Origin of the sequence: Prevotella melaninogenica (assembly GCF_003609775.1) — a bacterium.
GTDB classification, from domain to species: Bacteria; Bacteroidota; Bacteroidia; order Bacteroidales; family Bacteroidaceae; genus Prevotella; species Prevotella melaninogenica_A.
This window is the reverse complement of record NZ_AP018050.1, coordinates 451,366-466,350: the sequence shown is the minus strand read 5'-3', so window position 1 is coordinate 466,350 and position 14,985 is coordinate 451,366. Positions and strand designations below refer to the sequence as shown.

Below are 14,985 nucleotides of genomic sequence, written 5' to 3'. Positions count from 1 at the left end.
TTATATTGCTTTGTTGGTTTATATTTTGTCGACCAAAGTACAGGCTATCTACGAAAACCTCTATGTGGTTTGACTTCTTCGTCGCCCATAGAAAGTTTGTAGTTTTCAATTTCTTCTTGTAAGTTCTTAGCGTGTTCCTCAAACATGAAGTCTAAGAAAGGAGCTTCGCTTTCTTCCTCTTGTGAGATTTTTAATGCCTTTATATATTCTGCCTTATCATCTTTTACAACTTTACTTGGGACTAATCCGAATTCGTATTGAAGATGATTCATAATCAATCTTGACATTCTTCCATTGCCATCTACCCAGGGATGTATCGTAACAAGTTTCAAGTGAGCATAGAAACTCAATTTATACTGTTCGTATATATCAGGACTTTCTAACAGTTCCTTCCGTCTTTCATTAATCTCTTTGCAGAATTCTTCTAACTTCTGTGGTACTTTCAGGTAATTCATATATGTTTTACCTCCAGCACCAGCTGTAACATTCACAAGGCGTAAGTCACCTCTTGATGAGTCAAACGAACCACCAAAGCCATTTACTTCTCCACCTGTTCTCCGCATAACAAGTGCAGCTAAATGTTTAAGTACACCAACAGAAATCGGCGTATGCGCTTTAGCTAACTCCATACTTCTCTCGTAAGCAGCTTTTAAGTCAAGGTTCATATTTTGCTCTATGATACTTTTTCCTTTGGCTGAAAGTCCTTCGTCAAAGAGCAGCTGATTATCAATCTCTGTCATTGTTGATCCTTCAATGGCAGTCGAATGAGTTACGATAGAATAGAGATAAAACTTGTTATAGTCTATTTGATCTTGGAAGCCTAACTTGTTATGCTCCTCAAGTATGTTTAAGAAGTCTTTCTTATTTGTCAACATATCGTTTTATTGCAGGTGTTGGACTATACGAGTTTTTTGTCTATAACTGTTTAATTGCAAGGTATGAATCCCGTAGTATTAGAGGTTCTGACCATGATCATGGAACCAAGCAGGGGCATCACGATAATTCGTGTCTTTTCTTCTGTAGCTACTTCTTGAACTGCTTTTCTTCTTGTTTTTCTTATTTTTCTTTTTCTTATTGCCACCAGTCAAGCTGTCAATTACTTTAACAGCTACAGCTGCAGCGAATAATGTTGTTAGTTCCATAATTATTCCCTTTCGTTTATTTAGTTAATAGTTCTTGTTTCTTTATGATAGGTCTTACATTTCAAGCGTTAGGAACGTTTATTTTGATAGAATAAATGATTAAATATTTTGTAACAAAGTTAGGATTTTCTTTTGATATGTCAAAGTGTTTTTCTTCTTTTTTTGAACAAAGTTTCAATTAAGGTTTTCCGAGATATGGAGTGATAAAGTAAGGCTAATAAGTCCTATTCACTCGTTTATTGGTTGACAAGTAAACCAGTTATATCCTTTGTTGCACATAACTTGTTAACTCGTCAACTTGTCAACTAAAAAAAGTTCATCTGTTACTCTGTCTCCCTTTCACAAGCGACGGTTCTCTTGTCTGCATTGTTAACCTATCAAAAACAAAAAAACCTTGGCGGGAAGCCAAGGTTTCAGCGGTGCGTACGAGACTCGAACTCGTGACCTCCTGCGTGACAGGCAGGCATTCTAACCAACTGAACTAACGCACCATGCATTACAGATTTGGAGTTTTCAGCGGTGCGTACGAGACTCGAACTCGTGACCTCCTGCGTGACAGGCAGGCATTCTAACCAACTGAACTAACGCACCAAAATGGATGTTTTAAACCCTTTTTCTGTTTTGCGTGTGCAAAGGTAACAATAAAAATCTATTCCACCAAAATTAATTTATTCTTTTTATATAAAAAGTTGCATTATCCTTGCGTCTTTATACTTTCCATCACAATAAAGCCACTCTTTTAGTATGCTACCATTTGTAAAACCGAAGGACGAAAGACAGTGGAGCGACACCTCGTTATCAACGTCTACCACAGCGTAGATTTGTTTTAGATGTAGACCGTCGCGTGTATAGTCGATTAGGGCTGAGATAGCAGCGTGGGCATAGCCTTGTTGGCGAAATGGTTTCATGATGATAATACCCATTTCTGCCCGCTGATGCTTTGGGTCGAAGTTGACAAGGTCTATCACCCCGACAAGTTCCTGCTCATGGTTTTCAATCATCAAGCGCAGTTGTCCGTCGATATAGATATCGTTTTTTGCATCTGCAATGTAGTTATGCAGGGCATAACGGCTGTAAGGAACGTTTGTTGCACTGATGTTCCATAGGCTGCGATCGTTCTCAATGTGATAGAGCATATCGAGGTCTTCCGGCTCCATCGCTCTTAGTCTAACCCTTACGTGCTGTTTCTTTTCCATGCTTTAATCTCCTATAACTTCCATCATGGTGACGACTCTGTTCTCCTTTCTATGATAGAAACCAATGTGAATATTCTGCTGTGGCTGTTCGGCAAAGACATTCAGGATATCTTGATAGCTGAATAGTTCAGTGTCATAGACGATGCAAAAAGGTCTGTTCTTGCCTCCAAACTCCTTGAGCAGGTCGGAATGTGTGCGCTTCAAGTTATCTTTGTCTGCAACCCGATACTCTGCCACTAAGGCGTTATCCGTTGCCAGACGTTGACACTTTCCCATTACGTCTTCGCCAGCAACAAATATATAATGTGGGAATGATTTAGCTATTGAGGTGCGGAATCCGAGTTTCTTTTTCGTTGCGCGTATCGTTGTACCTATCAGTGAGCCAAAGGCTTTCACGTAGATAGCCGTCTTAATCGGTAGTCGCCACAATGCGTTCATACCGCCATAATGCTTGCGGAAGAAGATAAGCATGGCATCATAGAAGACGTGAACATATCGGAAACTCGACTTCTGCGTACTCTCGCCCTTGTAATGCAGGATGCGCACGGGGAGATACCAGTTCTCGAAGCCGCCTTTTAGCAATCGATAGCTGAGGTCGACATCCTCGCCATACATAAAGAAATCCTCGTCTAAGAGTCCTACCTTGTCTAAGGCAGACTTGCGCAGGAAGCAATAAGCACCGCTGATTACCTCAATCTTGCCCGGAACGTCCCACGACAAACTACCCATATAATAATGTGCAAAGCGGTCACTCTGTGGGAAGTGCTTGCAAAGTCCTATCATCTTATAGAACGAAACCACGGGAGAGGGCAAGCCACGACGGCTTTCTAAGGCCCGTTCGCCGAGGTGGGTAAGCATCTGTACGCCATGTCCTCCAGCCGTTAGGTGGCTATCCATAAAGTCGATAGACGAGCGGATAACATCCTCGCCCACAACCGTGTCGGGATTTAATAGCAAGACATATTCGCCCTTACTCTGCCGAATTGCAATATTATTGCCACGCGCAAAGCCTAAGTTATGCGCACTGGCAATGAAGTGAACGTCAGGGAAACGGCTACGAAGATAGGCTACGGAGCCATCATGTGAATGGTTGTCAACCACAAATACCTCTGCTTCAACGCCTTTTAAAGCACGCTGAAGACTCTCAAGACACTGTTGGAGATAATATTTTACGTTATAATTAACGATGATAACACTCAGTTTCATTTACTCATGTTCTGAATTATCCATAGAACATTCATGCTCACAACGCTTCTTGTAGGGGAAGACGAAGAATAAGCTCAACGCTAAGATGACGGCAAGATAGAAGAAACTTACGCTATCGCCGAAGGCATAATAGAAGAAGGTGTTGAGTATCATCGGAACGCAAAGTATCATCATTCGTACGCTACCCCAGAAGAGAAGCTTACGACTGACGTGGCTTTCGTCGGTGTGTAGGTCGGAGCTTACGTAGCCAATCTTGAAAAGGAAGAGTGCAAGTGGGATAGCAGCGAGGGTCAACAGTTGCATAAGAAACTGCACAGTCACCATGTTGCTGCTTTCTGCATCAGCCCAACCACCGGGCAAAATGAGGTTAAGTTCATACACCGCAATGATGAGCAGTGTAATAATGCAAGAGCTAATTAGCTCTGTAAGAAGTACTTTTCTTGTTTTATCCATAGTCATGATTAAGATTCCAAAGGTGTGCGGTTCAGAATACTTCTGCCCAACGTCACCTCATCAGTATATTCAAGTTCGTCGCCAACAGAGATACCTCGTGCGATAACCGATAGCTTCACGTCAGCATCTTTCAGCTTTCGAGAAATATAAAAGTTGGTTGTGTCGCCCTCCATTGTACTGGCAAGAGCAAGGATGATTTCCTTCACCGTACCCTCTTTCACACGCTCTACGAGCGATTCAATTTCTAAGTCGTGCGGTCCGATACCATCCATCGGAGAGATGATCCCCCCCAAAACGTGGTAAAGTCCATGGAACTGCTGCGTATTCTCAATCGCCATCACGTCCTGAATGTTCTCTACCACACAGACCACCGACGCGTCACGGCGTGGGGCAGAACAGATAGAACAAACCTCATTATCGGAAATATTATGGCAAACCCTGCAATACTTCACATCGTGTTTTACACGTATGACAGCATCCGCAAAGCTATCCACGTCTTCTGTTGACTGGCGTAGCAGATGCAAAACAAGGCGCAGAGCAGTTTTACGCCCCACACCTGGCAACTGTGAGAAAGCCTCTACGGCACGTTCTAAGAGTTGAGAAGGGTATTGTTGCATTTAAAATTAATTCTCGTAGGCTGGAGATATTGAAAGGAGGGTTACACTTGTAATCCTCTTTTTTTATTCTTAATAGTCGATAGAAACGGCTGCTTGATTTGAGAGATATAGGGACACACCAACTGGTGCATCCCTATATTAAGACAGCCAGTCCTTACAAAAAATATATCTTTTCTCTTCGATTAATCATCAAAGAGGTAGATGCCGAGACCAACCTTCAAGCCCACTGTTGAATAGTTATGTGTCTTGAATGACTGATCATAGTAAATAGCAGGTTCAATCGTCACCGAGCGGTTGATGAAGAAGGCATAACCCACCTCAACCCCCGGCATCAGGTCGTTATAATTATGGTTGGCATGGAGAAGCTTCACACCCGCACCCAAGTAGAGTCCGTTCTGTGTGATATAATAACGTCCACCAACACCTACGCTGATATGGTCGGCAACAGCCTCAGAACCATTGTGTGCCGCATCGAATGTAGCAAGTACCATGAGGTTATCCCAAGGGAAGTAACCCGCCTTTGCCTGCACACCAATATTCATGCCGTCCTGACCATTATAGTGTAAGTCGAGTCCTGTCAGGGAAGCACCTAAATAGCCCTTACCCTCCTGAAACTGTGCAAATGCACCAATGCTCACTACCATTGCTGCAACGAGCAGCATAAATCTTTTTATCATAGCAATATTTACGATATAAATAATAATTTAGGATTGACAAGTAATACCATAGGTTTATGTCAATAAACTTAAGACAAAGGTAAGGATAATATTTGGAATGAGGAAAAAATTGACATTCTTTATAAAATAGATGGTGACACCAAGGCTTTTGCCTATCATTTCATAGCAAGCGAATTCAGTTCCATTGTCAGTTGTAATAGACTTGACATGCTCTTTGAATGGAGATGGCAAATGTATTACAGTGCGTGCCAGCTTTTTGCACTTTTCCCCCTTGATATTCTATTATGCCATGCAACATGCAGGTTATCTTCTATCTATGATTTGTCTTTGAACAAATAAAGCAGCTATAGGCAAAGTCCCATACTTTCTTCGTTAATTTCTTTTCTACTTCTACAATCCTTTATTTAATATTACGACTTTCTTCTATTAGTTTTTCTTTTGATGGTAATTTTTCTGCGTTAAGGATAAAGGCTATTTTCTCATCATATATTAAAGTTAAATATCCTTTTTGTTCCCATTCTTTTAATACAGGAAGTATTCTTTCCCTTTCTGTATATATAATTGGAGGAAAGCCATCCCATGTCCAGATAGGGCTATATGCAAATGGATCATGACAAATATAAGTTGCCAATACACGAATAATTTTTATTCTCTTCATATTATTTTAATGTTATTGTTCTACCTGTTTTCAAGTTCACCATTCTCATCAATCATTATTTGAAATTCAGGCTCTCTTCTATTAGTTTTTCTTTTGATGGTAATTTCTCTGGAATAAAAGAAAAAGCAATCTCGTTATCTTCTATTAATTTTATATATCCATTTTCCTGCCATTTTAACAAAATGGGTCTAATTCTTTCATAATTATTTCGAATATTTTTATTTAGCACATCTAATAAATTCCAATCAACAATTGGAGACATCAAATAAATATTATCGTGATAAATATAATTTATTATTATTAATAATAATCTACTACGTTTCATAACTCATGTGTTATTTGAAGGTTATGACTTCTCCTGTTTTTAGATTTGTCATTCTTGTTAATTTAATTTTAGATTGTATTATAAATTGCGCCTGCTTTCTTACCGCTTCGTATTTTAAGCGATTCAGTCGAATGTGTTGAAGGGTCTATAGTTTCTTAGTCCATGTATTATTTATTGGTTCTTTTATCAAGCTATTTGCTTACTCATAAGGGTAATAAAAGCAAAAGTTCCACCCTGGTACGCATTCAAAAGAGGCGTGGTGGAAACTGTCACGACAAAGATAGTTCTTTTGTTTTAATCTTGCAAGTCTTTAGAGTAAATCTTTGAAAATCATTGAAAAAGGTAAATTGAAATATGAATATAGTAGATTTTGTTTTCTTCTTTATTTGTATTTGTAAACTATTTTTGCGCACTTCAAACGCAGTACATGCTCTTTAAGGTTCTAAAAGATGCTCTTTTGGCTTGCAAAAGATGCCCTTTAAGGTTCTTACTAACGCCCTTTTGAACCCTTACTAAGCACCTTTTGAAATGCAGTTTCACAAACGCTTGATAACGAACAGTTTACGCGAGTATTGCTGAGGCTCGTTTTTAGCCTTGTTATCGGACTTTTTTCAGCTTGTTTTGTAAAGAAAATTCGAATAATTCAAGTGGCAAAGTTTCAAAGAGACTTTGATCACAAGGAGAGAAAAACCGCATATTCATCGGAACGAAAGAGGGGTAATTTCAATGAAGAGAGCAGATTTTATGACTCCTTATTTCTCATAAACCTCTTTTTAGAGTGAATTTTAACGTGTATTTCGTCACATTATATTAAAAAACGAACAGAAGTCGTCTGCCATACGAAATAATTTCGTAATTTTGTCCTCGGTGACTATTGTGGTTTCTGTTTGTAGTTCTTTAGAGAGCACATGATAAGGGGTAGAATTGCATTAATCACTGAATTTTCAGATACTTATACCCCATTAAAATCAGGTTAGTTAGTCGCTCAAATTCACGTACATTATTAATTCATATATGAAGAAGCTTTTTTTATTTACGCTCCTTTGCGTAATAACGATTACTGCACAAGCACAGACGAATCTTTCTGACTATCTCACGAAGCGGATGCCGAAGCGAGAGACGCGTGCCGTGTGGCTGACGACACTTGCCAGTCTTGACTGGCCAAAGATCTATGCACGGTCGGAGGAGAGTATTGAGCAGCAAAAGCAGGAACTCATTGATATCCTCGATAAATATCAGAAGGCAAATATCAACACCGTACTCTTGCAGGCGCGTGTGCGTGCGGCAACGATTTATCCGTCGGATATTGAGCCATGGGACCAGTGTATCACTGGCGTTGAGGGTAGGGCACCGGGCTATGGCTACGACCCACTCAGCTTTGCCGTGGAGGAGTGTCACAAACGTGGCATGGAGATTCACGCATGGATTGCGACGATTCCGGTGGGTGCAAAGAGCTCTTTGGGCTGTAGAAGACTGATGCAAAAGGGTTTCCGAATTAGAAACTTCTCAACGGGTTCTTATCTCGACCCTGCCGATTCGAGAGTTGCACCTTATCTTGCCTCTATCTGTGGAGAGATTGTAAGGAAGTATGATGTCGATGGTATCAACCTCGATTATATCCGTTACCCTGACGGATGGCCACGCCCTTCTTATCGTGATGGCGACACGCCCGATGAGCGTCGCAGCAATATCACAGCCATTGTTCGTGCTATTCATGACGAGGTGAAAGCTATCAAACCGTGGGTGAAGATGTCGTGCTCACCAATCGGTAAGCATGCCGACCTCAGTCGTTATAGTTCAAAGAATTTCAATGCGCACGACCGTGTTTCACAAGAGGCGCAGGAGTGGATGAGATTAGGACTGATGGACCAGCTCTATCCGATGCAATACTTCCGTGGCGATAACTATTATCCCTTCGTTGCCGACTGGGTGGAGAATGCTTATAAGCGTGAGATTGTGACGGGTTTAGGTACTTACTTCCTCGATCCACGTGAGGGTAATTGGACGTTGGGCGAACTGACTCGCCAGATGTATGTCAGTCGTGACCTCGGAGTGGGACATGCTCACTTCCGTTCTTACTTCCTCACGGCTAATAAGCAGGGTGTTTACGACTTTGAGAAGCAATTTAATGCCGTTCTTGCTCTCCCTCCTGCGATACAGGGTGTTGTGTCAACGGCAGCCACTCCATACCCAGTCAAATCCTCGTTGGTAGAACGTCGAGAGGATAAGTCGGTGACATTGGCATGGAAGGCAGTCACACCTTATTATAATATTTACGCCAGTCACAGCTATCCAGTTGATACAGAAGATGCTCGCAACTTGCTCATCGCACGTTATACTGGTCAATCACTCCGACTGAAGAACGTCAATCCTAACCTCTATTTTGCCGTTAGGGGTATGGACCGTTATGGTCATGAGACGCCTGCTTTGCAGGAGAATATGAAGTCGTCAACCCTCCCTTCTACTCATGCTGTATTGTTACAGAATGATGGTCAAAACCTTACACTCCCTGCATCAGCAAAGCTTACGGATGCCGATCATTACGTAATCCTCTCTTTGCAGGGTGTTATCCTCCGCATCGTGAGTGCTAAATCCTTAAGAAACAATCAGTTATATATTGGCTCCTTGTCCGATGGTATGTATTCTCTCAAGGTTTACAACCATAAGAAAAAGTCCTTCATGTTAGGTTCATTCATGGTCAAGAGGGCTTCGAAGTAGACGAGTTAACGGGTGGACGAGTTAACCAGTTGCTTGTAGACAGGGTATGTAAAGACAGAGTAACAGATGAACAAGTTTTTTAGTTAACAAGTTTTTTAGTTAACAAGTTTTTAGTCAACGAGTAAACCAGTTGATAAGTAAACAAGTTATATGCTTTGTTTGCTATCAACTGGTTTATTTTATTTATCTATCAAGTAACATGTCAACTCGTTTACTTGTTCACGTGTCAACTTGTCCACTTGTAAATTTGTTACTCAAAAGAACTTTGTTCCTCTGTTACTCTGTCTTTACATACCCTGTCTACAAGCAGTTCGTTTACTCGTCCACTTGTTTACTCGTTAACTATAAATCTGTGCTTTCTCCGACCTTTAGGTCTCTGAGCGTTTGAGTGTGCAAAAAGGAAATCTGTTCTTTCTGTTCCTCTGTGTCATCTGTGAGAGAATGCTTTGATAGAGTAGCTCTTTATTTTCTCACAGATAGCACAGATAAACAGAGTCCATAGGACACACAGAAACCTAAAGGTTATGGATGACACAGAACCTTAAAACACAAATTCAGCACAAGCAACTCGTCAACTATAACTCTGTGAGTTCTCCGACCTTTAGGTCTCTGAGCCTTTCAGTGTGCAAAAAGGGAATCTGTTCTTTCTGTTCCTCTGTGTCATCTGTGAGAGAATGCTTTGATAGAGTGGCTGTTTCTTTATTTTCTCACAGATAGCACAGATGAACAGAGTCCATAGGACACACAGAAACCTAAAGGTTATTGATAACACAGAACGTTAAAACACAAATTCAGACAAGCGACTCGTTTACTTGCTAACTTGTTACCAAAAAGAACTTTGTTCCTCTGTTACTTTGTCTTTTATTTACCCTGTCTACAAGCAACTCGGTCACCTGTCTACCCGTTCACTCTGTCATTTTAAAAACTGCTCACGTGGAGTTTCAAGGATAGACATCACAAGGACATCATTCACTTTGCGTCGCTCTTCGTTTGAGGCAAGTCGGTCTCTCTCAGCCTCATACAGTGCCTTTGCCTTTTCAGGTCCCTCCATTAACCTGATGGCAAAATATCGGTTTATCTCGTGTGCACTATCATTATCTTTCTCATAGAGTCTCTTGAAGTTTTCTTCAGCACGCTTGTAGTAGTCCATTGCTTCCTTCTTGTTTCCCAACTTCTCATAGAACATACCAGCACCAAGAAGTGTGTAAGGCTCTGTTGGGTTACGCTTGAGATAAGCATTTAGGGTCTCTAACGCCTGTGTCAAATCACCTTGATTTTTGAGATATTCCGCCTTGTGAGCGTAAGCAAGCTGATAGTCGGGGTCCTTCTCGATAGCACGATCAAGCAGGGTCATCGCCTTCTTCACAGAGTCAGGTGAGTTCGAGTGATATGTATATGCGTCTACCGCCTGGTTGTGTAACTCGATTACAGCTGGGTCAGGTTTATGACCACAGCAAAGTTTCTCATTGCGTTGCGCATTACAAGGTGTCAACGTTAGAAACATGAATAGCGATACTGCCAAAAGAAAATAACGATTCATAGTTTTTAATATAAATATTTAGGTTCGAAAATAAGATAACTCATAGTCAAGCTTAGTAGTTGTTTCCTGCCAGACAAAGCATTACAGCCTTAGTGTCAGCATAAAACTAAAACTATTTCCGTGACAAAGATAATGTTTTTTTTAGATTTACAACATATTTGAAACAAAAAAAGACAGAATAATAAAAGACAGAGTAACATGGTAAGTTGACAAGTAAACGAGTTGCTTGTAGACAGGGTAAATAAAAGACAGAGTAACAGATGAACAAAGTTCTTTTTGGTAACAAGTTAGCAAGTGAACGAGGTGTGTGCTGGATTTGTGTTTTAACGTTCTGTGTTATCCATAACCTTTAGGTTTCTGTGCGTCCTATGGACTCTGTTCATCTGTGCTATCTGTGAGAAAATAAATAGCTACTCTATCACAGCATTCTCTCACAGATGACACAGATGAACAGAAAGAACAGATTTCCTTTTTGCACACTGAAACGCTCAGAGACCTAAAGGTCGGAGAAAGCACAGATTTATAGTGGACGAGTAAACAAGTGGACAAGTAAACGAGTTGCTTGTAGACAGGGTAATTGAAGACAAAGTAACATGGGAACAAAGTTCTTTCGAGTAACAAGTTTACGAGTGGACAAGTGAACAAGTTACTTGTTATAAAAAACAAACTTGTTCCTATGTTACTTTGTCTATCTTCGCAAGCAACTTGTTCACTTGTCCACTCGTTGACTTGTCCACTTACCATGTTAGCAATTGAAGTATCGAAATCACAGGATAAAGATAATAATTGAAATGTAGAGCCCCAGAATTTGTTTTTAACAAAAAGATTAAGTAAATTCGCACTTGGTACTTGAATCTACCAATTTAAATTTAGAAACCAATTTTATGCCGAACTATATGACGGAGTAGAGTTATACGAAGTTTTTAGCGATGGCAGAGAGATATTAAAAGCAATATTTAGCGAGAAAGAAAATAAATTTATATCTATAAAGTAATTTTATGAGAACATACAAACGAGGAAATTTTGCTATCTATCTATCACAAGAGTATCATTTTTATAAAACAGATAATCCTGATATGTTTGAATTAATAGATAGAAAGTGCCAATATGAAAAGTTGAGCAAAATAGGTTTCTTGCAACAAAATAATATAATAAGCTATAAATATGTTTCAAAAGAAGAGATTTCAAGCGCCTTTAATACAAAAACCTTTGTTAAATATATGGGGTTTAATTTCTTTGTAGAAAATTCTTCAGAAGGCAAATTTATACTTCGTCCATTAGAAGAAGCAATGAAATATTTCAAAGATTTTCCAAGACACGGATATGACCCAATATATGAGGCGATAGAAGAGGAAATTTCTGACATTTGGGAAGAACGTACCCCCATTGAGGGTTTCGAATTTGATGTAGAGCCAATTGTTTATCTTAAGAAAGATGGCGTATGGTTGGTAGAGCTTTAAAAAATACCTAAAGCCTCGTTAACAAGTGGACAAGCAACTGACTAACTCGTCCACTTAAAACATGTTCATTTGTTACTCTGTCTTTTATTTACCCTGTCTACAAACAACTTGTTCACCTGTCCACCCGTCTACTTAAAAATAGCTTACTCACTTTTAAGGACAGCACCAAACGCTTGTCGCGATAAGGTCAGAAGGAGCAAACTCTATTAATATTGTCGATTTCAATTGAAGTATCGAAATCACAGGATAAAGATAAAAATTGAAATGTAGACCCCCAGAATTTGTTTTTAACAAAAAGATTAAGTAAATTCGCACTTGGTACTTGAATCTACCTGAGAGGTGTCTAATGATGGCAAAGAAATTTTAAGGGCAATCAACAGTAAAGAAGATGAAAATCTTATTATCATAAAATGATGTGTTATGTTGAAAATAAAAAATGATAACTATGCCTTTTTTAAAGGTATAGAATGTCGGTTTTGGAAAGTAGAAGAAAACTTATATCGTCTTCAAACCTCTTTTAAAGAAAGTCTATTGAGTATTGGATTCAAAAGATATGAAAATTGCAAAACAAATGAGTTTTTATCAGATAAAGTTTTCATAACTCTGTCCGCTGAACAGATACAAAGTGCTTTTCAGAGGGAGAATTATTGTAACTATCAGGATGGAAAGTATTATTTAGAAAATATCATTTTAAAAAATAATGACATTATATTATCTCCTGAATTAGAGACAAAGAAAAAAATAGGATTACATTTTTATGATGATAGAAGAATTCATTTACCTTATGAACTTTTTGTGAATGAAGTAACTGACATTTGGGAGGAACGTACTCCAATAAAGGGCTTCAAATTTGATGTAGAGCCAATTGTTTATATTAAGAAAGATGGGGTATGGTTGGTAGAGGAGTAAAACAAGGACATTAAGTTGCATCTTTCAAAAAATAGTTGTGTGGTCATAAGATTCAAATCAAAAGATATTCCTGAAAATATTGTTATCCCCAAAGGTGGTACTTTTGATGATTAGGATTATCCTTTCACTTCACATAGTTTTACAGCTGGAATAAAAGGAAGAATTGAGGTGCCAGAATTTACAATACCAAGAGGTCTTGGAGTTTCTATTAAAGATGGAACTGAAATTTGGAAAATCACACGTGATGGTAGACAAACTTTATATGCAGTATTCGAAAATAAAACTTTTAAAATAGTTGATCAATGAAAATAAAAGCACCAAGTGGAAGTCGCATTCTTTTTGAAGGAGAAGATATGTTCTTAACAGAATATTGTGATGATAACGATATCTGGTTTTGGAAAATAATAGGAGAGAATCCTTTTTTAATAGAAAGGGGCTTTAAAGAGCAAGGAGGTTTATACACCCTATCGTTTCCTCAAAAAAGGAAATATCCTTATCCCGCCTATGAAAGTCGCATGTATTGCATTTACTTGGGATACAAGTATGATGTTGAGGATATATGGCATGGATTATTCATACTATATCCAAACGAACGTAAGACGAGAAGATACTTAAAGTTAAATGATCGTGATGATAGCCGAATAGAAGTTCCTTATGAGGAATTCATAGCTTCATCTCCAATTATTTGGGAAGAGCGAACACCTATTTCTGATTTTGTTTTTGATGTAGAACCATTAGTCTATCTGTTCAAAGATAATTCATATATTGAAGAGAATCTGCATGGTGCATGGTATAAGAGAAACATCAAATAAAGCGCAAATGAATAATAGTAATCCGATTTAAATAAGAAGATGCCTCACAGATACTTGTCATCCCTACTTCAGAAGATACGGATTATCCATTTACAGCACATGGTTTTACATCAAGTAATAATGGGAGATTAGGTGTTCCAGAATGGCATTTCCAAAGTAGAATAGATATTCAAGAAGGTACTGAGATATAGGAAATATTTAATGATGGTACTGAAGAAGTCAGAGCTATATACAGAAGTGGTAAAATCGTAATAATAAAATAACAGTATATGGAAAGGCAAAAGTGTGATTATTTTCAGACTGGTGAATATGTATATATTGCTAATGAATGGATAAATATAAATGTTAGTTATATGTTTAATAATCCATGTTGGCATCTTTATACTCAGAATACTAAATTTTTAGATCTTGGTTTTCACAAAGAAGAGGATGATTATTTTGGTTTATATTTACCTTACGGAGACAATTATGATTATTCCGCCTATAGGAAAAGTTGTTTTTGTAATTATAAAGGTTATAAATGCCAGTGTTTAGGACTTACAGATGACAGGATTATAACATTAGATCCATCTATGGAATATCAAACCATGTCGGGAGACCATGCTATGCATGGATATGATCCTCATTTGGATGTAAAAGAAAGTGAAATAACTGACATTTGGGAAGAACGTACCCCCATTGAGGGTTTCAAATTTGATGTAGAGCCAATCGTTTATCTTAAGAAAGATGGGGTATGGTTGAAAGAACCGAAGGAACAATAACCTCATGGTATGCAATCATAGACTTTTTGGCAATCTCAAATAAAAATTGTACCTTTGCAGACGAAAACGCAGAAGGGCGACGGCGTACACTCGGCTCTTACTTTATTATTTTTACTATGGCTTACTTATTTCTTGCACTTGCCATTATTTTAGAAACAGCAGGAACGGTGTGTATGAAACTCTCTGATGGCTTCACAAAGCCGCTACCGGTAGTGGGGACCTGCCTTGCTTATATTGCTTGTTTCTATTTCCTCTCGTTGTCCTTGAAAACTATTCCGTTAGGAATTGCCTATGCAGTGTGGACTGGGCTGGGAATTGTATTGGGTAATATTATTTCCGTTGTATTTTTCGGGCAAAAATTCGATTTTGTGGCAGGCATCGGCGTTGCACTCATCGTTGCAGGAGTAGTCGTTCTCAATCTCTTTTCAGCGGCATCTGCGCATTGAGAAGAGGCGGCATGAGTATTTAGGAAAAAGTCGTGAGGTATAAAAGGACTTGCTCCGTATTAGTG

General features: G+C 38.9%; 16 protein-coding genes, 2 tRNA genes and 1 pseudogene. 6 read left to right on the top strand and 13 right to left on the bottom strand.

Features of this window, described 5'->3' with window-relative positions; all coding sequences use genetic code 11:
* Positions 1-44: 44 nt before the first annotated feature.
* The 12 genes and pseudogenes from PMEL_RS08660 to PMEL_RS08605 form a co-directional block, all read right to left on the bottom strand.
* Positions 45-875 carry a Fic family protein gene (locus PMEL_RS08660; RefSeq protein ID WP_120174947.1) on the bottom strand — a complete coding sequence of 277 codons (831 nt, stop codon included), beginning with the start codon at positions 873-875 and terminating at the stop codon, positions 45-47.
* Between the two features lie 78 nt (positions 876-953).
* Positions 954-1,142 carry a hypothetical protein gene (locus PMEL_RS08655; RefSeq protein ID WP_120174946.1) on the bottom strand — a complete coding sequence of 63 codons (189 nt, stop codon included), beginning with the start codon at positions 1,140-1,142 and terminating at the stop codon, positions 954-956.
* 417 nt (positions 1,143-1,559) lie between these two features.
* Positions 1,560-1,633: transfer RNA gene (locus PMEL_RS08650), tRNA-Asp, on the bottom strand.
* Between the two features lie 26 nt (positions 1,634-1,659).
* Positions 1,660-1,733, bottom strand: a tRNA-Asp gene (locus PMEL_RS08645).
* 86 nt (positions 1,734-1,819) lie between these two features.
* A complete protein-coding gene (locus PMEL_RS08640) occupies positions 1,820-2,338 on the bottom strand; it encodes a GNAT family N-acetyltransferase (RefSeq protein ID WP_120174945.1) in 519 nt (172 codons plus the stop codon).
* 3 nt (positions 2,339-2,341) lie between these two features.
* Positions 2,342-3,544, bottom strand: coding sequence for a glycosyltransferase family 2 protein (locus tag PMEL_RS08635; protein WP_120174944.1), 1,203 nt, complete (start codon positions 3,542-3,544; stop codon positions 2,342-2,344).
* On the bottom strand, positions 3,545-3,997 hold the full coding sequence (locus PMEL_RS08630) for a hypothetical protein (protein WP_120175514.1): 453 nt from the start codon (positions 3,995-3,997) through the stop codon (positions 3,545-3,547). It lies immediately after the preceding gene.
* Between the two features lie 8 nt (positions 3,998-4,005).
* A complete protein-coding gene (gene recR / locus PMEL_RS08625) occupies positions 4,006-4,614 on the bottom strand; it encodes a recombination mediator RecR (protein WP_120174943.1) in 609 nt (202 codons plus the stop codon).
* A gap of 182 nt (positions 4,615-4,796) precedes the next feature.
* The gene (locus PMEL_RS08620) at positions 4,797-5,276 is read right to left on the bottom strand and encodes an outer membrane beta-barrel protein (protein WP_120174942.1); all 480 of its coding nucleotides are present in this window, start codon (positions 5,274-5,276) and stop codon (positions 4,797-4,799) included.
* Positions 5,277-5,414: 138 nt separating this feature from the next.
* Positions 5,415-5,564 (bottom strand): annotated as a pseudogene (locus tag PMEL_RS12545) (IS30 family transposase); the annotation flags it as partial.
* Positions 5,565-5,691: 127 nt separating this feature from the next.
* Entirely contained in the window at positions 5,692-5,949 is a 258-nt protein-coding gene (locus PMEL_RS08610; protein ID WP_120174941.1) for an acyl-phosphate glycerol 3-phosphate acyltransferase, read from the bottom strand.
* Positions 5,950-6,004: 55 nt separating this feature from the next.
* Positions 6,005-6,274, bottom strand: coding sequence for a peptidase (locus PMEL_RS08605; RefSeq protein ID WP_227950369.1), 270 nt, complete (start codon positions 6,272-6,274; stop codon positions 6,005-6,007).
* A 1,014-nt stretch (positions 6,275-7,288) separates the two neighbouring features.
* Here PMEL_RS08605 and PMEL_RS08600 point away from each other — a divergent pair.
* A complete protein-coding gene (locus tag PMEL_RS08600) occupies positions 7,289-8,992 on the top strand; it encodes a glycoside hydrolase family 10 protein (protein WP_120174940.1) in 1,704 nt (567 codons plus the stop codon).
* Positions 8,993-9,905: 913 nt separating this feature from the next.
* Here PMEL_RS08600 and PMEL_RS08595 read toward each other — a convergent pair.
* Positions 9,906-10,532 carry a tetratricopeptide repeat protein gene (locus tag PMEL_RS08595; protein ID WP_231999455.1) on the bottom strand — a complete coding sequence of 209 codons (627 nt, stop codon included), beginning with the start codon at positions 10,530-10,532 and terminating at the stop codon, positions 9,906-9,908.
* 998 nt (positions 10,533-11,530) lie between these two features.
* On the opposite strand from PMEL_RS08595, the gene PMEL_RS08590 reads away from it, so the two are divergent.
* The 5 genes from PMEL_RS08590 to PMEL_RS08570 all read left to right on the top strand — a co-directional run bounded on the left by PMEL_RS08590 (position 11,531) and on the right by PMEL_RS08570 (position 14,920).
* The gene (locus PMEL_RS08590; protein ID WP_120174938.1) at positions 11,531-11,992 is read left to right on the top strand and encodes a hypothetical protein; all 462 of its coding nucleotides are present in this window, start codon (positions 11,531-11,533) and stop codon (positions 11,990-11,992) included.
* 420 nt (positions 11,993-12,412) lie between these two features.
* Positions 12,413-12,901, top strand: a complete 489-nt coding sequence (locus tag PMEL_RS08585) for a hypothetical protein (protein WP_120174937.1) — start codon at positions 12,413-12,415, stop codon at positions 12,899-12,901.
* Between the two features lie 302 nt (positions 12,902-13,203).
* Positions 13,204-13,713 (top strand): hypothetical protein, encoded by a 510-nt coding sequence (locus tag PMEL_RS08580; RefSeq protein ID WP_120174936.1) that lies wholly within the window; start codon positions 13,204-13,206, stop codon positions 13,711-13,713.
* 269 nt (positions 13,714-13,982) lie between these two features.
* Positions 13,983-14,474, top strand: coding sequence for a hypothetical protein (locus PMEL_RS08575; protein WP_120174935.1), 492 nt, complete (start codon positions 13,983-13,985; stop codon positions 14,472-14,474).
* Between the two features lie 116 nt (positions 14,475-14,590).
* Positions 14,591-14,920, top strand: coding sequence for a DMT family transporter (locus PMEL_RS08570; RefSeq protein WP_120175513.1), 330 nt, complete (start codon positions 14,591-14,593; stop codon positions 14,918-14,920).
* Positions 14,921-14,985: the final 65 nt, after the last annotated feature.